Annotated in this window: 12 protein-coding genes and 1 riboswitch; of the genes, 10 read left to right on the top strand and 2 right to left on the bottom strand. The window is 75.5% G+C overall.

Going from position 1 to position 14559, the window contains the following annotated elements; all coding sequences use genetic code 11:
- Positions 1-29: 29 nt before the first annotated feature.
- The gene (locus AC4BDD_RS23575) at positions 30-1208 is read right to left on the bottom strand and encodes an alpha/beta hydrolase (protein WP_490687461.1); all 1179 of its coding nucleotides are present in this window, start codon (positions 1206-1208) and stop codon (positions 30-32) included.
- A gap of 312 nt (positions 1209-1520) precedes the next feature.
- Here AC4BDD_RS23575 and AC4BDD_RS23570 point away from each other — a divergent pair, with 312 nt between their 5' ends.
- From AC4BDD_RS23570 to cobC, 10 genes are all read left to right on the top strand, one after another.
- Positions 1521-2831, top strand: a complete 1311-nt coding sequence (locus AC4BDD_RS23570; protein ID WP_490687460.1) for an inorganic phosphate transporter — start codon at positions 1521-1523, stop codon at positions 2829-2831.
- Positions 2832-2857: 26 nt separating this feature from the next.
- The gene (locus AC4BDD_RS23565; RefSeq protein ID WP_490687459.1) at positions 2858-3103 is read left to right on the top strand and encodes a hypothetical protein; all 246 of its coding nucleotides are present in this window, start codon (positions 2858-2860) and stop codon (positions 3101-3103) included.
- 216 nt (positions 3104-3319) lie between these two features.
- Positions 3320-3451: riboswitch (cobalamin riboswitch) on the top strand.
- Positions 3452-3593: 142 nt separating this feature from the next.
- Complete coding sequence (locus AC4BDD_RS23560) at positions 3594-4739, top strand: cobalamin biosynthesis protein (RefSeq protein ID WP_490687458.1); 1146 nt, start codon at positions 3594-3596, stop codon at positions 4737-4739.
- Positions 4740-5265: 526 nt separating this feature from the next.
- Positions 5266-6798 carry a cobyric acid synthase gene (locus AC4BDD_RS23555; RefSeq protein ID WP_490687457.1) on the top strand — a complete coding sequence of 511 codons (1533 nt, stop codon included), beginning with the start codon at positions 5266-5268 and terminating at the stop codon, positions 6796-6798.
- Between the two features lie 100 nt (positions 6799-6898).
- Positions 6899-9019, top strand: a complete 2121-nt coding sequence (locus AC4BDD_RS23550; RefSeq protein ID WP_490687456.1) for a putative cobaltochelatase — start codon at positions 6899-6901, stop codon at positions 9017-9019.
- Positions 9019-9618 (top strand): cob(I)yrinic acid a,c-diamide adenosyltransferase, encoded by a 600-nt coding sequence (gene cobO / locus AC4BDD_RS23545; RefSeq protein ID WP_490687455.1) that lies wholly within the window; start codon positions 9019-9021, stop codon positions 9616-9618. The genes AC4BDD_RS23550 and cobO overlap by 1 nt, the downstream gene beginning before the upstream one ends.
- Positions 9615-11024, top strand: coding sequence for a cobyrinic acid a,c-diamide synthase CobB (locus AC4BDD_RS23540; RefSeq protein ID WP_490687454.1), 1410 nt, complete (start codon positions 9615-9617; stop codon positions 11022-11024). Before cobO ends, AC4BDD_RS23540 begins: the two co-directional genes overlap by 4 nt.
- A complete protein-coding gene (locus tag AC4BDD_RS23535; RefSeq protein WP_490687453.1) occupies positions 11021-11443 on the top strand; it encodes a cobalamin biosynthesis protein in 423 nt (140 codons plus the stop codon). Before AC4BDD_RS23540 ends, AC4BDD_RS23535 begins: the two co-directional genes overlap by 4 nt.
- 190 nt (positions 11444-11633) lie before the next feature.
- Positions 11634-12410: a sirohydrochlorin chelatase gene (locus AC4BDD_RS23530; RefSeq protein ID WP_490687452.1), complete on the top strand. Its 777-nt coding sequence runs from the start codon at positions 11634-11636 to the stop codon at positions 12408-12410.
- Complete coding sequence (cobC, locus tag AC4BDD_RS23525; RefSeq protein WP_490687451.1) at positions 12400-13431, top strand: Rv2231c family histidinol phosphate aminotransferase CobC; 1032 nt, start codon at positions 12400-12402, stop codon at positions 13429-13431. Before AC4BDD_RS23530 ends, cobC begins: the two co-directional genes overlap by 11 nt.
- 118 nt (positions 13432-13549) lie before the next feature.
- On the opposite strand, the gene AC4BDD_RS23520 is transcribed toward cobC, so the two are convergent.
- A complete protein-coding gene (locus tag AC4BDD_RS23520; protein WP_490687450.1) occupies positions 13550-14500 on the bottom strand; it encodes an SCO1860 family LAETG-anchored protein in 951 nt (316 codons plus the stop codon).
- Between the last annotated feature and the right edge of the window lie 59 nt (positions 14501-14559).

Below are 14559 nucleotides of genomic sequence, written 5' to 3'. Positions count from 1 at the left end.
GGCACGCCTCGGCGGGGGCCTGCGGGGAGTCACATGAAGGGCGTCAGAAAGCGTCGCAGGGCTTCCTCGTAGCCGGCGGGGTCGGCGTTCCACATGGCGGCGTGCGGGGCCCGCCGGACGGTGTGCAGGCTGATCAGGTCGGAGCGGCGCGCGGCGAGTTCACGCGAGGGTGCCCAGGGGGCGATGGTGTCGTCCGGACCGTGCACGATCAGCGCCGGGACGGTCAGCGACTCGGGGTCGAAGGCGTGCGAGCCGGTGTGTCCCGGCCCGGCCCGGTGCGAGCCGGTGTGCTGGGCCCCGGCGAGGGCCGGGTGGCCGGGCAGGCCGGCCCGCCCCTGTGCGGCGCGCACCGCCAGCGGCAGCAGCGGGCGCGGGACGCGGCCGGCGGCCAGGGCGCGCAGCGTGGTCTGCCAGTCGAGCACCGGCGAGTCGAGGACCAGGCCGCTGACGCGGTGGCGCAGCGGGGAGTGGGTGGCGGCGCGCAGTGCCATGGTGGCGCCGGTGGACCAGCCGTGGAGCACGATGCGCTGGGCGCCGTACCGCACGGCGTAGCGGATGGCGGCGTCCAGGTCGCGCCATTCGGAGTCGCCGAGGTGACCGACGCCGTCGCGGGTGCGGGGGGCGCCGGGGTCGCCGCGGTAGGCGAGGTCGAGCACCGGGAAGCGGTACCGGTGCAGGAAGGGCATGACGACCATGGGGTGCTCGCGGGTGGTGCCGAGGCCGTGGATGGTGATCACCCAGGTGCCGCGGGCGCCGGCGAGGAACCAGGCGGGCAGCGCGCCGAGCTCGCCGGGGATGTCGACGTCGGCGTGGTCGAGCCCGAGGGCGTCCCGCGGATTGCCGATGTGGACCTGCGGGCTGAGCCGCATCCGGGCGCCGGGGGCGAGGGAGCCGTGGGTGACGCGCTCAAGGCGGCGGACCACGCAGTCCGGCGGGTGCGGCACATCGGTGAGGACGGGCCCGATGACGGCGTGCGCGCTGCCGCTGGTGAGGCCGTAGATACCGGGGCGCAGGGTGGCGAAGGCGCGGGTCAGGGTGATCTCTCCGGCGCCGATGGCGTGCACGGTCAGCGGGGGGTCGTCCGGCAGCGGGCGGCCCGGTGGCGGACGGAGCGCGGCGTCACTGGCGTACCGTCCGGCCGCCACGGCGGCCGCGCCGGCACCGAGCACGGTGGTGGCGGCCACGGCGGCCGCGGTTCGCAGGCGCATCCCTGTCAGTGTGGTCGGACACGCGGACGGTGGCCAGCGGGCGTGCCCGCCGGGGTGACGGCCTGCGGGGGCGTCGGTCGGTGCGTCGGGCGGGCCCCGTCTCCGGTGTGTCACCTCCGTGCCATGTGGTCGCCATACGTCGTGTACGTCACATTCATCACACGGTGGGCGAGCTTCACCCCAGTGGCGGCAAGGGCACGCCAGACACCCCTTCACCTGTGTCACCGCGACGCCAGTGCCAGTTAACCTTCCGTTCACCCCGCGTCCTTAACGTCGCCGTGCTACTGACCACCGAGCGGATTGCCTGGGTGAATGGAACACATCACGCTTCTCATCGGGATCGTGATCATCACGGCCTTGGTGTTCGACTTTACGAACGGCTTCCATGACACGGCCAACGCCATGGCCACCACCATTTCCACCGGCGCGCTGAAGCCGAAGGTCGCGGTGGCGATGTCCGCGGCGCTGAACCTGATCGGCGCGTTTCTGTCGGTGGAGGTGGCCGCGACCATCTCCAAGGGGATCGTCGACGAATCCGGCATCCAACCCGAAGTGATCTTCGCCGGCCTGGTCGGCGCGATCATCTGGAATCTGCTGACCTGGCTCGCCGGTCTTCCCTCCAGCTCCTCCCACGCGCTGTTCGGCGGTCTGATCGGCGCCACCGTCGCCTCGGTCGGCTTCGACGCCGTGCACGGCGACGCGGTCGTCATGAAGGTCCTGATCCCGGCCGTCGCCGCGCCGATCGTCGCGGGTGCCGCCACGCTGCTGGCGACCCGGCTCACCTACCGGGCCGCCCGGAACGCCGACCCCGAGGACGCCGCGAAGGGCTACCGGGCCGGTCAGATCGCCTCGGCCGCCCTGGTCTCGCTGGCGCACGGCACCAACGACGCCCAGAAGACCATGGGTGTGATCACCCTCGCGCTGATCACCGGCGGTGTGATCGCCCCCGACTCCGACCCGCCGATGTGGGTCATCGTCTCCGCCGGTGTGGCCATCGCGCTCGGCACCTACCTGGGCGGCTGGCGCATCATCCGCACGATGGGCAAGGGGCTCGCCGACATCCAGCCGCCGCAGGGCTTCGCCGCCCAGACCGGCGCCGCGGTGACCATCCTGTCCTCCTCCCACCTGGGCTTCGCGCTCTCCACCACCCAGGTCTGCTCCGGTGCCGTCATGGGCTCGGGCCTCGGCCGCAAGGGCGGCGTGGTCCGCTGGTCGACCGCGGGCCGGATGGCCGCCGCCTGGGTGCTGACCCTGCCGGCCGCCGGTCTCGTCGGTGCCGCCGCGGCGCTGCTCGCCGAGCGCGGCAACTGGGGCGTCGCCGCGGTCGCGGTCCTGGCGATCGCCGCCTGCGCAGCGATCTGGGTGGCCTCGCGCCGCAAGCCGATCGACCACACCAACGTCAACGAGACGGGCTCGGAACTCGCCGAGCCGGTGGGCGTGGTCACCGCCGCGCTGCAGACCGTCGCCCCGCCGCCCGCCGGACCGGTGGCCGCGGCCCCCGCGGAGGAGCCGGCCGCGTCGGCGGCCTCCACCGAGCCGGCCGCACCGGCGGCCGTCACCGAGCCGACCGCCCCCGCTGCCCCCGCCGCCACCGCGGCCGCCCCCGCCCAGGCCACGGCCTGATCACGGCCAGGTAAGGAAGAAATCCGATGGACATCGACTGGGAAGCTCTCGGCCAGGTCTTCGGCGTCAGCCTGCTCTTCACCGTCGCGCTGGTCGGGGTGTTCACCCTCGGCATCGTCGGCAGCTCGCGCAAGCGGCGTGCGGAGACCGCCGGGGAGACGGCGGTCGCCACCGCCGGCGCCCCCTCGGTGGCGGCGCGCGGGGGTGCCTACCTCTGCTTCGCGCTGTGCGCGGCGGCCGTCGCGTACGGCATCTCGATCATCGTCGGCTGAGCCGGCATCCGGACGTATGAGTCCCGGTCCGGGCCCTGTGCCCGGACCGGGACTCAGTCATGTCCAGGCAGGGACTCAGCCATGTCCGGGCCGGGAGCGCGGTTGCCGCTGTGCCCTCGGCCACACCCGGGGCAGACCGTCTCATCGCAGGTCAAAGGTGAGTTGACGGCCCTTCCCGCAGCGTGGTGGACTGCCCGAGCCAAACGGCGGCAGGAGAGGAAGCCGGTGCGAGTCCGGCGCGGTCCCGCCACTGTCACCGGGGAGCGCTCCGCCGCCTGTCGAAGGTCACGGCTCACCGCGAGGGGGCTGGAAGACCGGGGGAAGCGCCGATCCGGGAGCCAGGAGACTCTCACCGCCGGTCACGTCGAGCCAGGGCGCGGACCCTGAGTGAGGACACTGCGCCATGCCCGGCACCGCCATGCGGCCATCTCCACCCGCCGCACCCACTGCTTCCCCGCTCCCCCGTCGAGGCGCGACGGCAGGCTGAGCGATGCGGGCCGATCACGCCATCTCCTTCGCGTGCGGCGCCGCTCTCGGCTTCGCCTGCGACCTGGCCGCCGGTGATCCGCGCCGCGGCCATCCAGTGGCCGCCTTCGGGCGGGCCGCGGCTGCCGTGGAGCGCCGGCTGTGGCACGACCACCGGGGGTACGGCGCACTGCACACACTGCTCTGCGCGGGCGGCGCGGCCGCCGGTGCCGCGCTGCTGACCCATGCCGTGCGGCAGCCCGCTGCGGCCGCGCGCGGCGCGGCGCGCCCCCCGGCGCCGTCCGGTTCCGTCTCCTCTGTCTTCCCCGCCTCCTCTGTCTTCCCCGGCCTCCCCGCCTCCTGTGTCGTGCGCTCGCTGTCCCGCACCGCCGACATCGCGCTCACCGCCGCGGCCACCTGGTCCGTGCTGGGCGGCACCTCGCTGCGCCGCGAGGCACAGGCCATCGGCGCCGCGCTCGCCGCCGGGGACCTCACCGCCGCCCGGGAGCGGCTGCCGCACCTGTGCGGACGGGATCCGCAGGCGCTGAACGGTCAGCAGATGGCCCGCGCGGTCGTGGAGTCGGTCGCGGAGAACACCTCGGACGCCGTCGTAGGCGCCCTGGTCTGGGGCGCGATCGGCGGCGTTCCGGGGCTGGTCGGCTTCCGGGCCGTCAACACCCTGGACGCCATGGTGGGTCACAAATCGCCGCGCTACCGACGCTTCGGCTGGGCGTCGGCCCGGCTGGACGACGTCGCCGGCTGGCCCGGTGCCCGGCTGACGGCCGCACTGGCCACGCTCGCCGGCCCGGACCCGCGCGGCGCCCGGCGGGCCTGGCGCGCCGACGGCCGCGCGCACCCGAGCCCCAACGCGGGCCCGGTGGAGGCGTCGTTCGCCGGAGCGCTGGGGGTCCGGTTGGGCGGCACCCTCGCGTACGGCGGACGGGTCGAGCACCGGCCGGTACTCAACGCCTCCGGCCGGCCGGTGGAGGTCGCCGACATCGACCGCGCGGCCCGGCTGTCGCGGCGGGTGGGAGCACTGGCGCTGGCGACATCCATCGCCGGACGGCTGGCGATCGGCGCCGTGCGGTCGGCCCTCTCCGACGGCGGCCGTGGGCCGGGACGAGCCGGGGCAGCGGGACAGGCGAAGGCCGCCGGGACGAGGGCCGGATGAGCCGCACCGGCGATCCGGCGCGAGGCCGACACGGCGACCCAGCGCTCCGCCGTCCTGTGCCGCGCAGCGGCGCCGAGGCGGGGCCGTGGGTCACGCCACCGGCCGCCACGTGTGCGTCCGGGCGCGCCTGGCGGTCGACCCGCGAAGCGGCTCGGCGCGCCGACGGCGTGCGTGCCGGCTGTGCCGCCCGCGCCGCGCGATGGGGCGCGCCGTTCACCTCGTACCGGCGCGCCGCGTTCGCGCGCGCCACGCGGGGCGACGCCGCACACGCGGAGTACCCGGCCGGGCCGCGTGCGGCGATGCCGCGCCGGGCATGGTCTACCGCGGGCGGCGCCCCGCACGCGGCGCGGCCGACGGCCGCGGACAGGGGGGACATGAGCGACGCGTACGCGGCCGCCGGGCGGCAGGCACCGGCGGCAGACGCAGCCGGGCAGCGGGCGCCGGCGAGAGCCGTACGTGCGCGCCGCGCGGGCGGAGATGGGGGCACCCCCGGGCGGAGTCCGGGGGAGAGAGAAAGGGACACGGCATGAGCGGCGGCCGGAATCGGCTGGGTGGCGGGCTGCTGGTCGCCGGGACGACCTCGGACGCGGGCAAGAGCGTGGTCACGGCGGGCATCTGCCGGTGGCTGTCCCGCAAGGGCGTCTCCGTGGCGCCGTTCAAGGCGCAGAACATGTCGCTGAACTCGTTCGTCACCCGTGAGGGCGCGGAGATCGGGCGGGCGCAGGCCATGCAGGCCGCCGCGGCCCGCGTCGAGCCCAGCGCCCTGATGAACCCGGTACTGCTCAAGCCGGGCTCCGACCGCAGCAGCCAGGTGGTGCTGCTGGGCAAGCCGGTGGGCGAGCTGAGCGCCCGCGGCTACCACCGGGGGCGGCAGGAGGCGCTGTTCGGCACGGTGACGGAGTGCCTGGAGGAGCTGCGGCGTACCCATGACGCGGTGATCTGCGAGGGCGCGGGCAGCCCGGCCGAGATCAATCTGCGCCGCACCGACATCGTCAACATGGGGATCGCCCGGGCTGCTTCGCTGCCGGTGGTGGTGGTCGGCGACATCGACCGGGGCGGCGTCTTCGCCTCGTTCTTCGGCACCACCGCGCTGCTCTCACCCGAGGACCAGCGGCATGTGGCGGGCTATCTGGTGAACAAGTTCCGCGGCGATGTGACGCTGCTGCAGCCGGGCCTGGACATGCTGCGGGACCTGACCGGGCGGCCCACTCTCGGCGTCCTGCCGTACGCGCACGGGCTGGGCATCGACGAGGAGGACGGGCTGCGCGTGTCGATGCGCGGCGCGGTCCGGGAGAGCGTGGTCGCGCCGCCGCACGGCGCGGACGTGCTGCGGGTCGCGGTCGCCGCCGTCCCGCTGATGTCGAATTTCACGGACGTGGACGCGCTGGCCGCCGAACCGGGCGTGATCGTACGGTTCGTGGACCGGCCGGAGGAGCTGGCCGACGCCGATCTGGTGGTGCTGCCGGGAACCCGCGGCACGGTGCGGGCGCTGGCCTGGCTGCGGGAGCGCGGCCTGGCGGACGCGGTGGCCCGGCGGGCCGCCGAGGGCCGCCCGGTGCTGGGCATCTGCGGCGGCTTCCAGATGCTGGCGGCGCGCATCGAGGACGAGGTGGAGTCCCGGGCGGGAACGGTGGAGGGGCTGGGTCTGCTGCCGGTGCGGGTGCGCTTCGCCGTGGAGAAGACCCTGGCGCGGCCGGTCGGTGAGGCGCTCGGCGAGCCGGTGGAGGGGTACGAGATCCACCACGGCGTCGCGGAGCTGCACGGACCGTACGACGAGGGGTTCCTGGACGGCTGCCGGGTCGGCTCGGTGTGGGGAACGCACTGGCACGGCTCGCTGGAGAGCGACGGCTTCCGGCGGGCGTTCCTGCGCCGGGTCGCCGCGGACGCGGGCCGGGCGTTCGTACCGGCTCCGGACACCGCCTTCGGGGCGCTGCGCGAGGAGCAGCTGGACCGGCTCGGTGATCTGATCGAGGAGCACGCGGACACGGACGCGCTGCTGCGGCTGATCGAGGACGGGGTGCCCCGGGGGCTGCCGTTCGTACCGCCGGGGGCGCCGTGAGTCCCCTACTCGGGGCTCCGCCCCACACCCCGGTCCTCAATCGCCGGACGGGCTGGATTTCGCCGCTCGTCCGACGAGTTACCGCAGGAGGTACGACCATATGACCACCGCCCCTTACCCGTTCACCGCGGTTGTCGGCATGGCCGACATGCGGCTCGGCCTGCTGCTCAACGCGATTTCCCCGGCGATCGGCGGGGTGCTGGTGCGCGGCGAGAAGGGAACGGCCAAGAGCACGATGGTGCGGGCCCTGTCGGCACTGCTGCCGCGGATCGAGGTCGTCGCCGGGTGCCGGTTCAACTGTGACCCGGCCGGGCCCGATCCGCGGTGCCCGGACGGCCCGCACGAGACCGGTACCGGCGGCGCGCGGCCGACGCGTCTGGTCGAGCTGCCGGTCGGTGCCTCCGAGGACCGGGTGGTCGGCTCGCTGGACATCGAGCGTGCGCTCGCGGAGGGCGTGAAGGCGTTCCAGCCAGGGCTGCTGGCGGACGCGCACCGCGGGATCCTCTACGTGGACGAGGTCAACCTGCTGGGTGACCACCTCATCGACGTGCTGCTCGACGCGGCGGCGATGGGCTCCTCGTACGTGGAGCGCGAGGGCGTCTCGGTGCGGCACGCGGCCCGTTTCCTGCTGGTCGGCACGATGAACCCGGAGGAGGGTGAGCTGCGGCCGCAGCTGCTGGACCGCTTCGGGCTGACGGTCGAGGTCGCCGCCTCCCGGGAGCCGGACGAGCGGGTCGAGGTGGTGCGCCGCCGGCTGGCGTACGACGAGGATCCGGCCGCCTTCCGCGCGCGGTGGGCGGCGGAGGAGGGGCAGCTGCGGGAGCGGATCGCCGCGGCGCGCGCCCTGCTGCCCCAGGTGCGGCTGGGTGACACCGCGCTGCGGCAGATCGCGGCGGTGTGCGCGGCGTTCGAGGTGGACGGGATGCGGGCGGACATCGTCACGGCGCGCACCGCGACGGCGCTGTCCGCCTGGGCCGGCCGTACCGAGGTGACCACCGCCGATGTGCGGCAGGCCGCGCTGCTCGCGCTGCCGCACCGGCGGCGGCGGAACCCGTTCGACGCGCCGGGGCTGGACGAGGAGAAGCTCGACGAGGTGCTGCGGCAGTTCGCGGAGGAGGAGCCCGACCCGGAGCCGGACCCCGAGCCGGAGGGGCCGGAGGACGACGGCGGACCGGACGGACCCGATGGTCCGGGCGGCGGGGCGCCGCAGGGGACGCCGCCGGCCGACGGCCAGGCCGCCGCCGAGCAGCCGGATCCCTCCCTGCCCGGGCAGCGCCCGGAGGCCGAGACGGCGGCCGGCCCGGAGCAGCCCGCGGGCCAGGACTCCGGCGAGGGTTCCGGCGCTCCGGCTCCCGCGCCGGGCGGGGGCGCCGAGCAGAGGGCGGTCGGGGCGGGTGAGCCGTTCCGGGCCCGGAAGCTGGATGTGCCGGGGCTGGGCGAGGGGGCGGCCGGGCGCCGGTCCCGGGCGCGTACCGCGCAGGGCCGCACCACCGGCGCCCGGCTCCCCAGGAGCGGCTCGCTCTCCGCGCTGCACCTGACGGCCACCGTGCAGGCCGCCGCCCCGCACCAGCGGGCGCGCGGGCGCAGCGGTCGGGGGCTGGTGATCCGCCGGGACGATCTGCGGGAGGCGGTGCGTGAGGGGCGCGAGAGCAATCTGGTGCTCTTCGTGGTGGACGCCTCCGGGTCGATGGCGGCCCGGCAGCGGATGAGCGCGGTCAAGGGCGCGGTGCTCTCGCTGCTGCTCGACGCCTACCAGCGGCGCGACAAGGTGGGGCTGATCTCCTTCCGGGGCTCGGGGGCGGAGCTGGCGCTGCCGCCGACCTCCTCGGTGGACGCCGCCGCAGCCCGGCTGGAGAAGCTGCCGACCGGCGGCCGGACGCCGCTGGCCGAGGGGCTGGTGATGGCTCGTGAGGTGCTGCGGATCGAGCGGCTGCGCGATCCGGCGCGCCGCCCGCTGCTGGTGGTGGTGACCGACGGGCGGGCCACCGGTGGCCCCGAGCCGGTGGTCCGGGCGGGCCGCGCGGCGGCGCTGCTGGCTGGCGATCAGGTCGCCTCGGTGGTGGTGGACTGCGAGTCGGGCCCGGTCCGGCTGGGCCTGGCGGCCGGGCTGGCCGGCCGGCTGCACGCCACGCCGGTCACCCTCGATGAACTCCGCGCGGACCATGTGACCGCGCTGGTACGTGATGTACGGACCGCTCAGAAGACCCGGAGGGCCGCTTAATGCCACAAGGACAGCCGACCACCGTCCCCGACGACGGGCTCACCACCCGGCAGCGCCGCAATCGCCCGCTGGTGATGGTGCACACCGGCATCGGCAAGGGCAAGTCGACCGCCGCGTTCGGGCTGGCGCTGCGCGCCTGGAACCAGGGCTGGCCGATCGGGGTGTTCCAGTTCGTGAAGTCCGCCAAGTGGAAGGTGGGCGAGGAGAACGCGCTGAAGGTGCTGGGCGCCTCCGGCGAGGGCGGCACCGTCGACTGGCACAAGATGGGCGAGGGCTGGTCCTGGATCCAGCGCGACGGCGAGATGTCCAACGAGGACAAGGCGCGCGAGGGCTGGGAGCAGGTCAAGCGCTGCCTCGCCGAGGAGCGGTACAAGCTGTACGTGCTGGACGAGTTCGCCTATCCGATGCACTGGGGGTGGGTGGACACCGAGGAGGTCGTCTCGGTGCTGCGCGACCGGCCGGGCACCCAGCACGTGGTGATCACCGGCCGGAACGCCCCGCAGCCGCTGCTGGACTTCGCGGACCTGGTCACCGACATGTCCAAGGTCAAGCATCCGATGGACGCGGGCCAGAAGGGCCAGCGGGGCATCGAGTGGTGAGCGGACCGCTGTCCTCGCCCGGCACCCATCAGGTGCCCCGGCTGGTGATCGCGGCGCCGTCGTCCGGCAGCGGCAAGACCACCGTCGCCACCGGGCTGATGGCCGCGTTCACCGAGGCCGGGCTCGCGGTGTCGCCGCACAAGGTGGGGCCGGACTACATCGACCCGGGCTACCACGCCCTCGCCACCGGCCGGCCGGGCCGCAACCTCGACGCCTACCTGTGCGGGCCGGAGCGGATCGCCCCGCTCTTCCTGCACGGCGCGGCGGGCTGCGACCTGGCCGTGGTGGAGGGGGTGATGGGGCTGTTCGACGGTGCCAGCAACCAGGGCGAGCTGGCCTCCACGGCGCATGTGGCGAAGCTGCTGCGCGCCCCGGTGGTGCTGGTGGTCGACGCGTCCTCGCAGTCCCGTTCGGTCGCGGCGCTGGTGCACGGCTTCGCGTCCTGGGACCCGGAGGTCCGGCTGGCCGGGGTGATCCTCAACAAGGTCGGCTCCGACCGGCACGAGGCGTTGCTGCGGGAGGCGCTGGACGGATCCGGGGTGCCGGTGCTCGGCGCGCTTCGCCGGGTGGGGACGGTCCGCACCCCCAGCCGTCACCTGGGTCTGGTGCCGGTCGCCGAACGCCGCGCCGACGCGGTGGAGTCGGTGGCCGCGCTCGCCGCGCAGATCCGCCAGGGCTGTGATCTGGACGGCCTGATGGCGCTGGCGCGCAGCGCTCCCCCGCTGGCCTCGACCGTCTGGGACCCCGCCGCCGAGGTGGCCGAGGTGGCCGCCGCGCGGCCGGGGCGGCGGCCGGTGGTGGCGGTCGCGGGCGGTGCCGCGTTCACCTTCTCCTACGCCGAGCATGCCGAGCTGCTGCGGGCGGCGGGCGCGGAGGTGGTGGGCTTCGACCCGCTGCGCGACGAGAAGCTGCCGGACGGCACCGGAGGTCTGGTGATCGGCGGCGGCTTTCCCGAGGTGTACGCGCCGGAGCTGTCCGCGAACGAGCCGCTGCGCGCGGCGGTGGCGCGGCTGGCCGCCGCCGGCGGTCCGATCGCCGCCGAGTGCGCGGGCCTGCTGTATCTGGCGCGCTCGCTGGACGCCTCCGACGGCCAGGCTCCGCTGCCGATGTGCGGGGTGCTGCCCGCCCATGGGCGGATGACGGAGCGGCTGACCCTCGGCTACCGGGAGGCCGTCGCGATCCAGGACAACGTGCTGGCGGCGGCCGGGACCCGGATGCGCGGCCATGAGTTCCACCGCACGACCGTCGAGCCGGGCGCCGGGCCGGAGGCGGCCTGGGGGATGGTGTACCCCGAGCGGCGGGTGGAGGGCTTCGCGCCGGGTTCGGTGCACGCCTCGTATCTGCATGTGCACTGGGCCTCCGCCCCGGCCACCGCGGTGCGCCTCGCCGGCGGTTGCCCGGCATGACCGGTCCGCTGTTCGTCGGGGTGGGCGCCCGCCGTGGCGCCCCGCCGGAGGAGGTGCTCGGGCTGGTCCGGCTGACCCTGGCCGAGGCCGGGCTGGAGCCGGGGGCGGTGCGGGCCCTGGCCACCTGCGCGGCCAGGGCCGGCGAGCCGGGGCTGGCCGCCGCCTCGGCGGAGCTGGGGGTGCCGCTGCTCGCCTTCGAGGCGGCGGCGCTGGCGGCCGTGCCCGTGCCGAGCCCGTCCGCCGCCGCCCGGGCGGCGGTGGGTACGCCGAGCGTCGCCGAGGCCGCGGCCCTGCTGGCCGCCGGGCCCTCCGGTGCCGAACTCCTGGTCGCCAAACGGAAGTCGGCCCCGGCGGACGGCCGGCCGGCCCGGGTCACCTGCGCGGTGGCCCGCCGCGTACCGTCCGCCCACGGCGGGTGACCGCGGACGGTCCGGTCACCCCCGGCTGCATGGGCACGCGGGCCCGTCAGTAACGTCTCGCGCAAACATGGTGCGTGTTGCCGGTTCCTCCTCCCGGGCCCCACCCGCAGGCCCGCCCGGAGGACGCCGGATGTGAGTCCGACCTTCACCCCCGACTGTCGTCCGGGGCCCGCTTGCCCGAGGAGATTCCTTGACCAGCCCGCCCGCGTTGCTCATCGCAGGCCACGGCACCCGAGACGAGTCGGCCGCCGCGGCGTTCCAGATCTTGGTGGAGGAGTTGGGCGCCGCCCACCCCGGTCTCCCCGTCGTCGGTGGCTGCGTCCCCCCGGACACCCCGGCGCTGGCGGACGCGCTGGAGGTGCTCGCCGAGCATGGCGCCTCGCAGGTGGTGACGGTTCCGCTGAGCCTGGCTCCGGACGGCCGGATGCGGGAGTCGATCGCCGCGGCGCTGGCCGACGCCCGCCTGCGGCACCCCGGCACCCTCCATGCGCTCGCCGGCCCGGTCGGCACCCACGCCATGCTGCTGGACCTGCTGGAGCGCCGCCTCGACGAGGCCCTGGGGAACGGGGTCCGGACGCCCTCGGACCGGGCCGGGACGACGGTGCTGCTGGTCAGCGACGGCTCCAGCGACCCGGTCGCCAACGCCGAGGTGCACCGGGCCGCCCGGCTGCTGTGGGAGGGCCGCGGCTTCGCGGGCGTGGAGACCGCCTTCGTCTCGCTGGCCGCTCCGGATGTGGCGTCGGGCCTGGACCGCTGCGCCCGGCTCGGTGCGCGCCGGGTCGTCGTCCTGCCGTATCTGCTCTTCCCCGGCGGCCTCGCCGACCGGGCGTGGCAGCAGGCCGAAGGGGCGGCGCTGGCCTATCCGTGGGTGGAAGTGGTCCGCGCCGAGCCGATCGGCCCTGCCAAGGAGCTGATCACGGCGGTCATGGACCGCTACCGGGAAGCGGTGGAAACCCATGTCCGCTGAGATCGATCTGCGGCACCACGGGGACGCGGAGGTCCGCGGCGCCGGACTGACCGACCTGGCGGTGAACGTCCGCAGTGACACGCCCCCGGCCTGGCTGAAGGCCCGCATCGCCGCGTCCCTGGACGGGCTGGCCGCCTACCCGGACGGGCGGGCGGCGCGCCGCGCGGTCGCCGACCGCCATGGGCTGCCCTGCGAACGGGTCCTGCTGACCGCCGGCGCGGCCGAGGCCTTCGTGCTGCTGGCCCGCGCGCTGCCCGCGCGCCGGCCGGCCGTGGTGCATCCGCAGTTCACCGAGCCGGAGGCGGCCCTGCGCGATGCGGGCCACCGCGTCGAGCGGCTGCTGCTCACCGAGGAGGACGGCTTCCGCCTGGACCCGGACCGGATACCCGAGGACGCCGACCTGGTCGTCATCGGCAACCCGACCAACCCCACATCGGTGCTGCATCCGGCCGCCGACCTGGCCGCCCTGGCCCGTCCCGGCCGTTTCCTGGTGGTCGACGAGGCGTTCATGGACGCGGTCCCGGGAGAGGCCGCGTCGCTGGCCGGTCACGACCTCCCCGGCCTGATCGTGCTGCGCAGCCTGACCAAGACCTGGGGCCTGGCAGGGCTGCGCATCGGCTACGTACTGGCGGAGCCGGACACCATCACGGCTCTGGAGCGTGCCCAGCCGCTGTGGCCGGTTTCCACCCCCGCCCTGGTCGCCGCGGAGGCATGTTGTTCCCCCCGGGCGCTGGCGGAGGCCGCCCGTGCCGCCGAGCGGACCGCCGCGGACCGGGCCCATCTCCTCGCCCGCCTGGCGGAGTTCCCCCGGATCCGGGTCTGCGGGCCGGCGGCCGGCCCGTTCGTGCTCCTCCGCCTGCCCGACGCGGCGGCGGTCCGCGCCCGGCTGCGCGACCACGGTTTCGCCGCGCGGCGCGGTGACACTTTTCCGGGGCTCGGCCCGGACTGGCTGCGCCTCGCCGTCCGCGATCCCGGCACCACCGACCGCTTCATCGCCGCCCTCGCCGAGGTCCTCGCCTGACGCCACCGGCGCGGCGGCGAGCGGGGGCCACCACCCCTGAGCGGGCGGGCCGGCAGCGGAAGTGGAAGGGGGCGGGCCGGCGACCACACGCCCGGCCCGCCCCCGCCCGGTCAGGGCCTCAGCCCCGGCGCCGCCCACCCGCGGCGCGCCGGCGGCGGCTCAGCACCACCGCTCCGGCACCCAGGACGACCAGCGCCCCCGCGCCACCCGCGACATACGGCGTGCTGGAACTGCTGCCCGTCTCGGCGAGGTTCTCCGGCCGCTGACCGGCCCCCGCCTTCACCCCGGTGCCCGAACCGGCACCCGGCTTCTCCTGAGCGGGCTTCTCCTCGGCGGGCTTCGTAGGCTTCGCCGGATCTTCGGACTCGGCCCGCCGCACAACGGGAGCCTTGCAGCTCGCCTCCGCCAGGGTGAGCCGGCCCTCGACCTTGGCCACGCCCAGCTTCAGCGGGTCCACCGAGACCTTCAGGTCGAGCGCGGTGGCGGCCGCCGAGCGGGCCGTGGTCGTGGTCCGCGCCAGGTCGAGCCGGACCTCGCCGACCCCGGGGACGGAGACCTGAGCCGTGCCCGACGCGCTCAAGGTGACCTTCTTGCCGAGCACCAGCACGCTGCCCGGCAGGGTGGAGGTGGCCGTCGGTCGCTTCCCCGCCCGGCACACCGCCTTGGAGGTGACCTGCTCGATCTCGATCAGCGAGAGCAACGGCAGGCCCGGCACATGGAGTTTGGCCCGGACGAGGTTGGCGTACCCCTGGGCGGTGGTCCGGTTGGTGGTGGCGCGCGCGGTGGCCACATCGGCCCGCAGCAACTGGACGGGCTTGCCGCCCTCGACGCCGTCCAGCGTAGTGCTGAGCGTCGTCTGGTGCGCGTCGGCGGGCGCGTGGACCTCGTTCAGCACGAGGTCCACCGGCACATCGGCGGCCTTGCCGAGCAGCGACACGTCGAGCCCGGTGCGGAGCACGACCGCGTCGGCGCGCCCGGCGGAACCGCCGCTGTCCGCGGCCGCGTTGCCGCCGGTGGCGTACGCCGACGCGGCGCCCAGCGCCAGGACGGCGGCCGCGACACCGGCCACAGCGCCTCCACGACGAGCAGGCACACCGGGGAAGGAGTAGTTGGTGGAACAGGACACGT

It is taken from the genome of Streptomyces sp. JLBT605 (assembly GCF_058215555.1).
This window is presented reverse-complemented; position numbering and strand designations above follow the sequence as displayed.

Coding starts and splice junctions, on each gene's coding strand:
- AC4BDD_RS23575 (WP_490687461.1), bottom strand. CDS start 1,208: ATGCGCCTGCGAACCGCGGCCGCCGTGGCCGCCACCACCGTGCTCGGT.
- AC4BDD_RS23570 (WP_490687460.1), top strand. CDS start 1,521: ATGGAACACATCACGCTTCTCATCGGGATCGTGATCATCACGGCCTTG.
- AC4BDD_RS23565 (WP_490687459.1), top strand. CDS start 2,858: ATGGACATCGACTGGGAAGCTCTCGGCCAGGTCTTCGGCGTCAGCCTG.
- AC4BDD_RS23560 (WP_490687458.1), top strand. CDS start 3,594: ATGCGGGCCGATCACGCCATCTCCTTCGCGTGCGGCGCCGCTCTCGGC.
- AC4BDD_RS23555 (WP_490687457.1), top strand. CDS start 5,266: ATGAGCGGCGGCCGGAATCGGCTGGGTGGCGGGCTGCTGGTCGCCGGG.
- AC4BDD_RS23550 (WP_490687456.1), top strand. CDS start 6,899: ATGACCACCGCCCCTTACCCGTTCACCGCGGTTGTCGGCATGGCCGAC.
- cobO (WP_490687455.1), top strand. CDS start 9,019: ATGCCACAAGGACAGCCGACCACCGTCCCCGACGACGGGCTCACCACC.
- AC4BDD_RS23535 (WP_490687453.1), top strand. CDS start 11,021: ATGACCGGTCCGCTGTTCGTCGGGGTGGGCGCCCGCCGTGGCGCCCCG.
- cobC (WP_490687451.1), top strand. CDS start 12,400: ATGTCCGCTGAGATCGATCTGCGGCACCACGGGGACGCGGAGGTCCGC.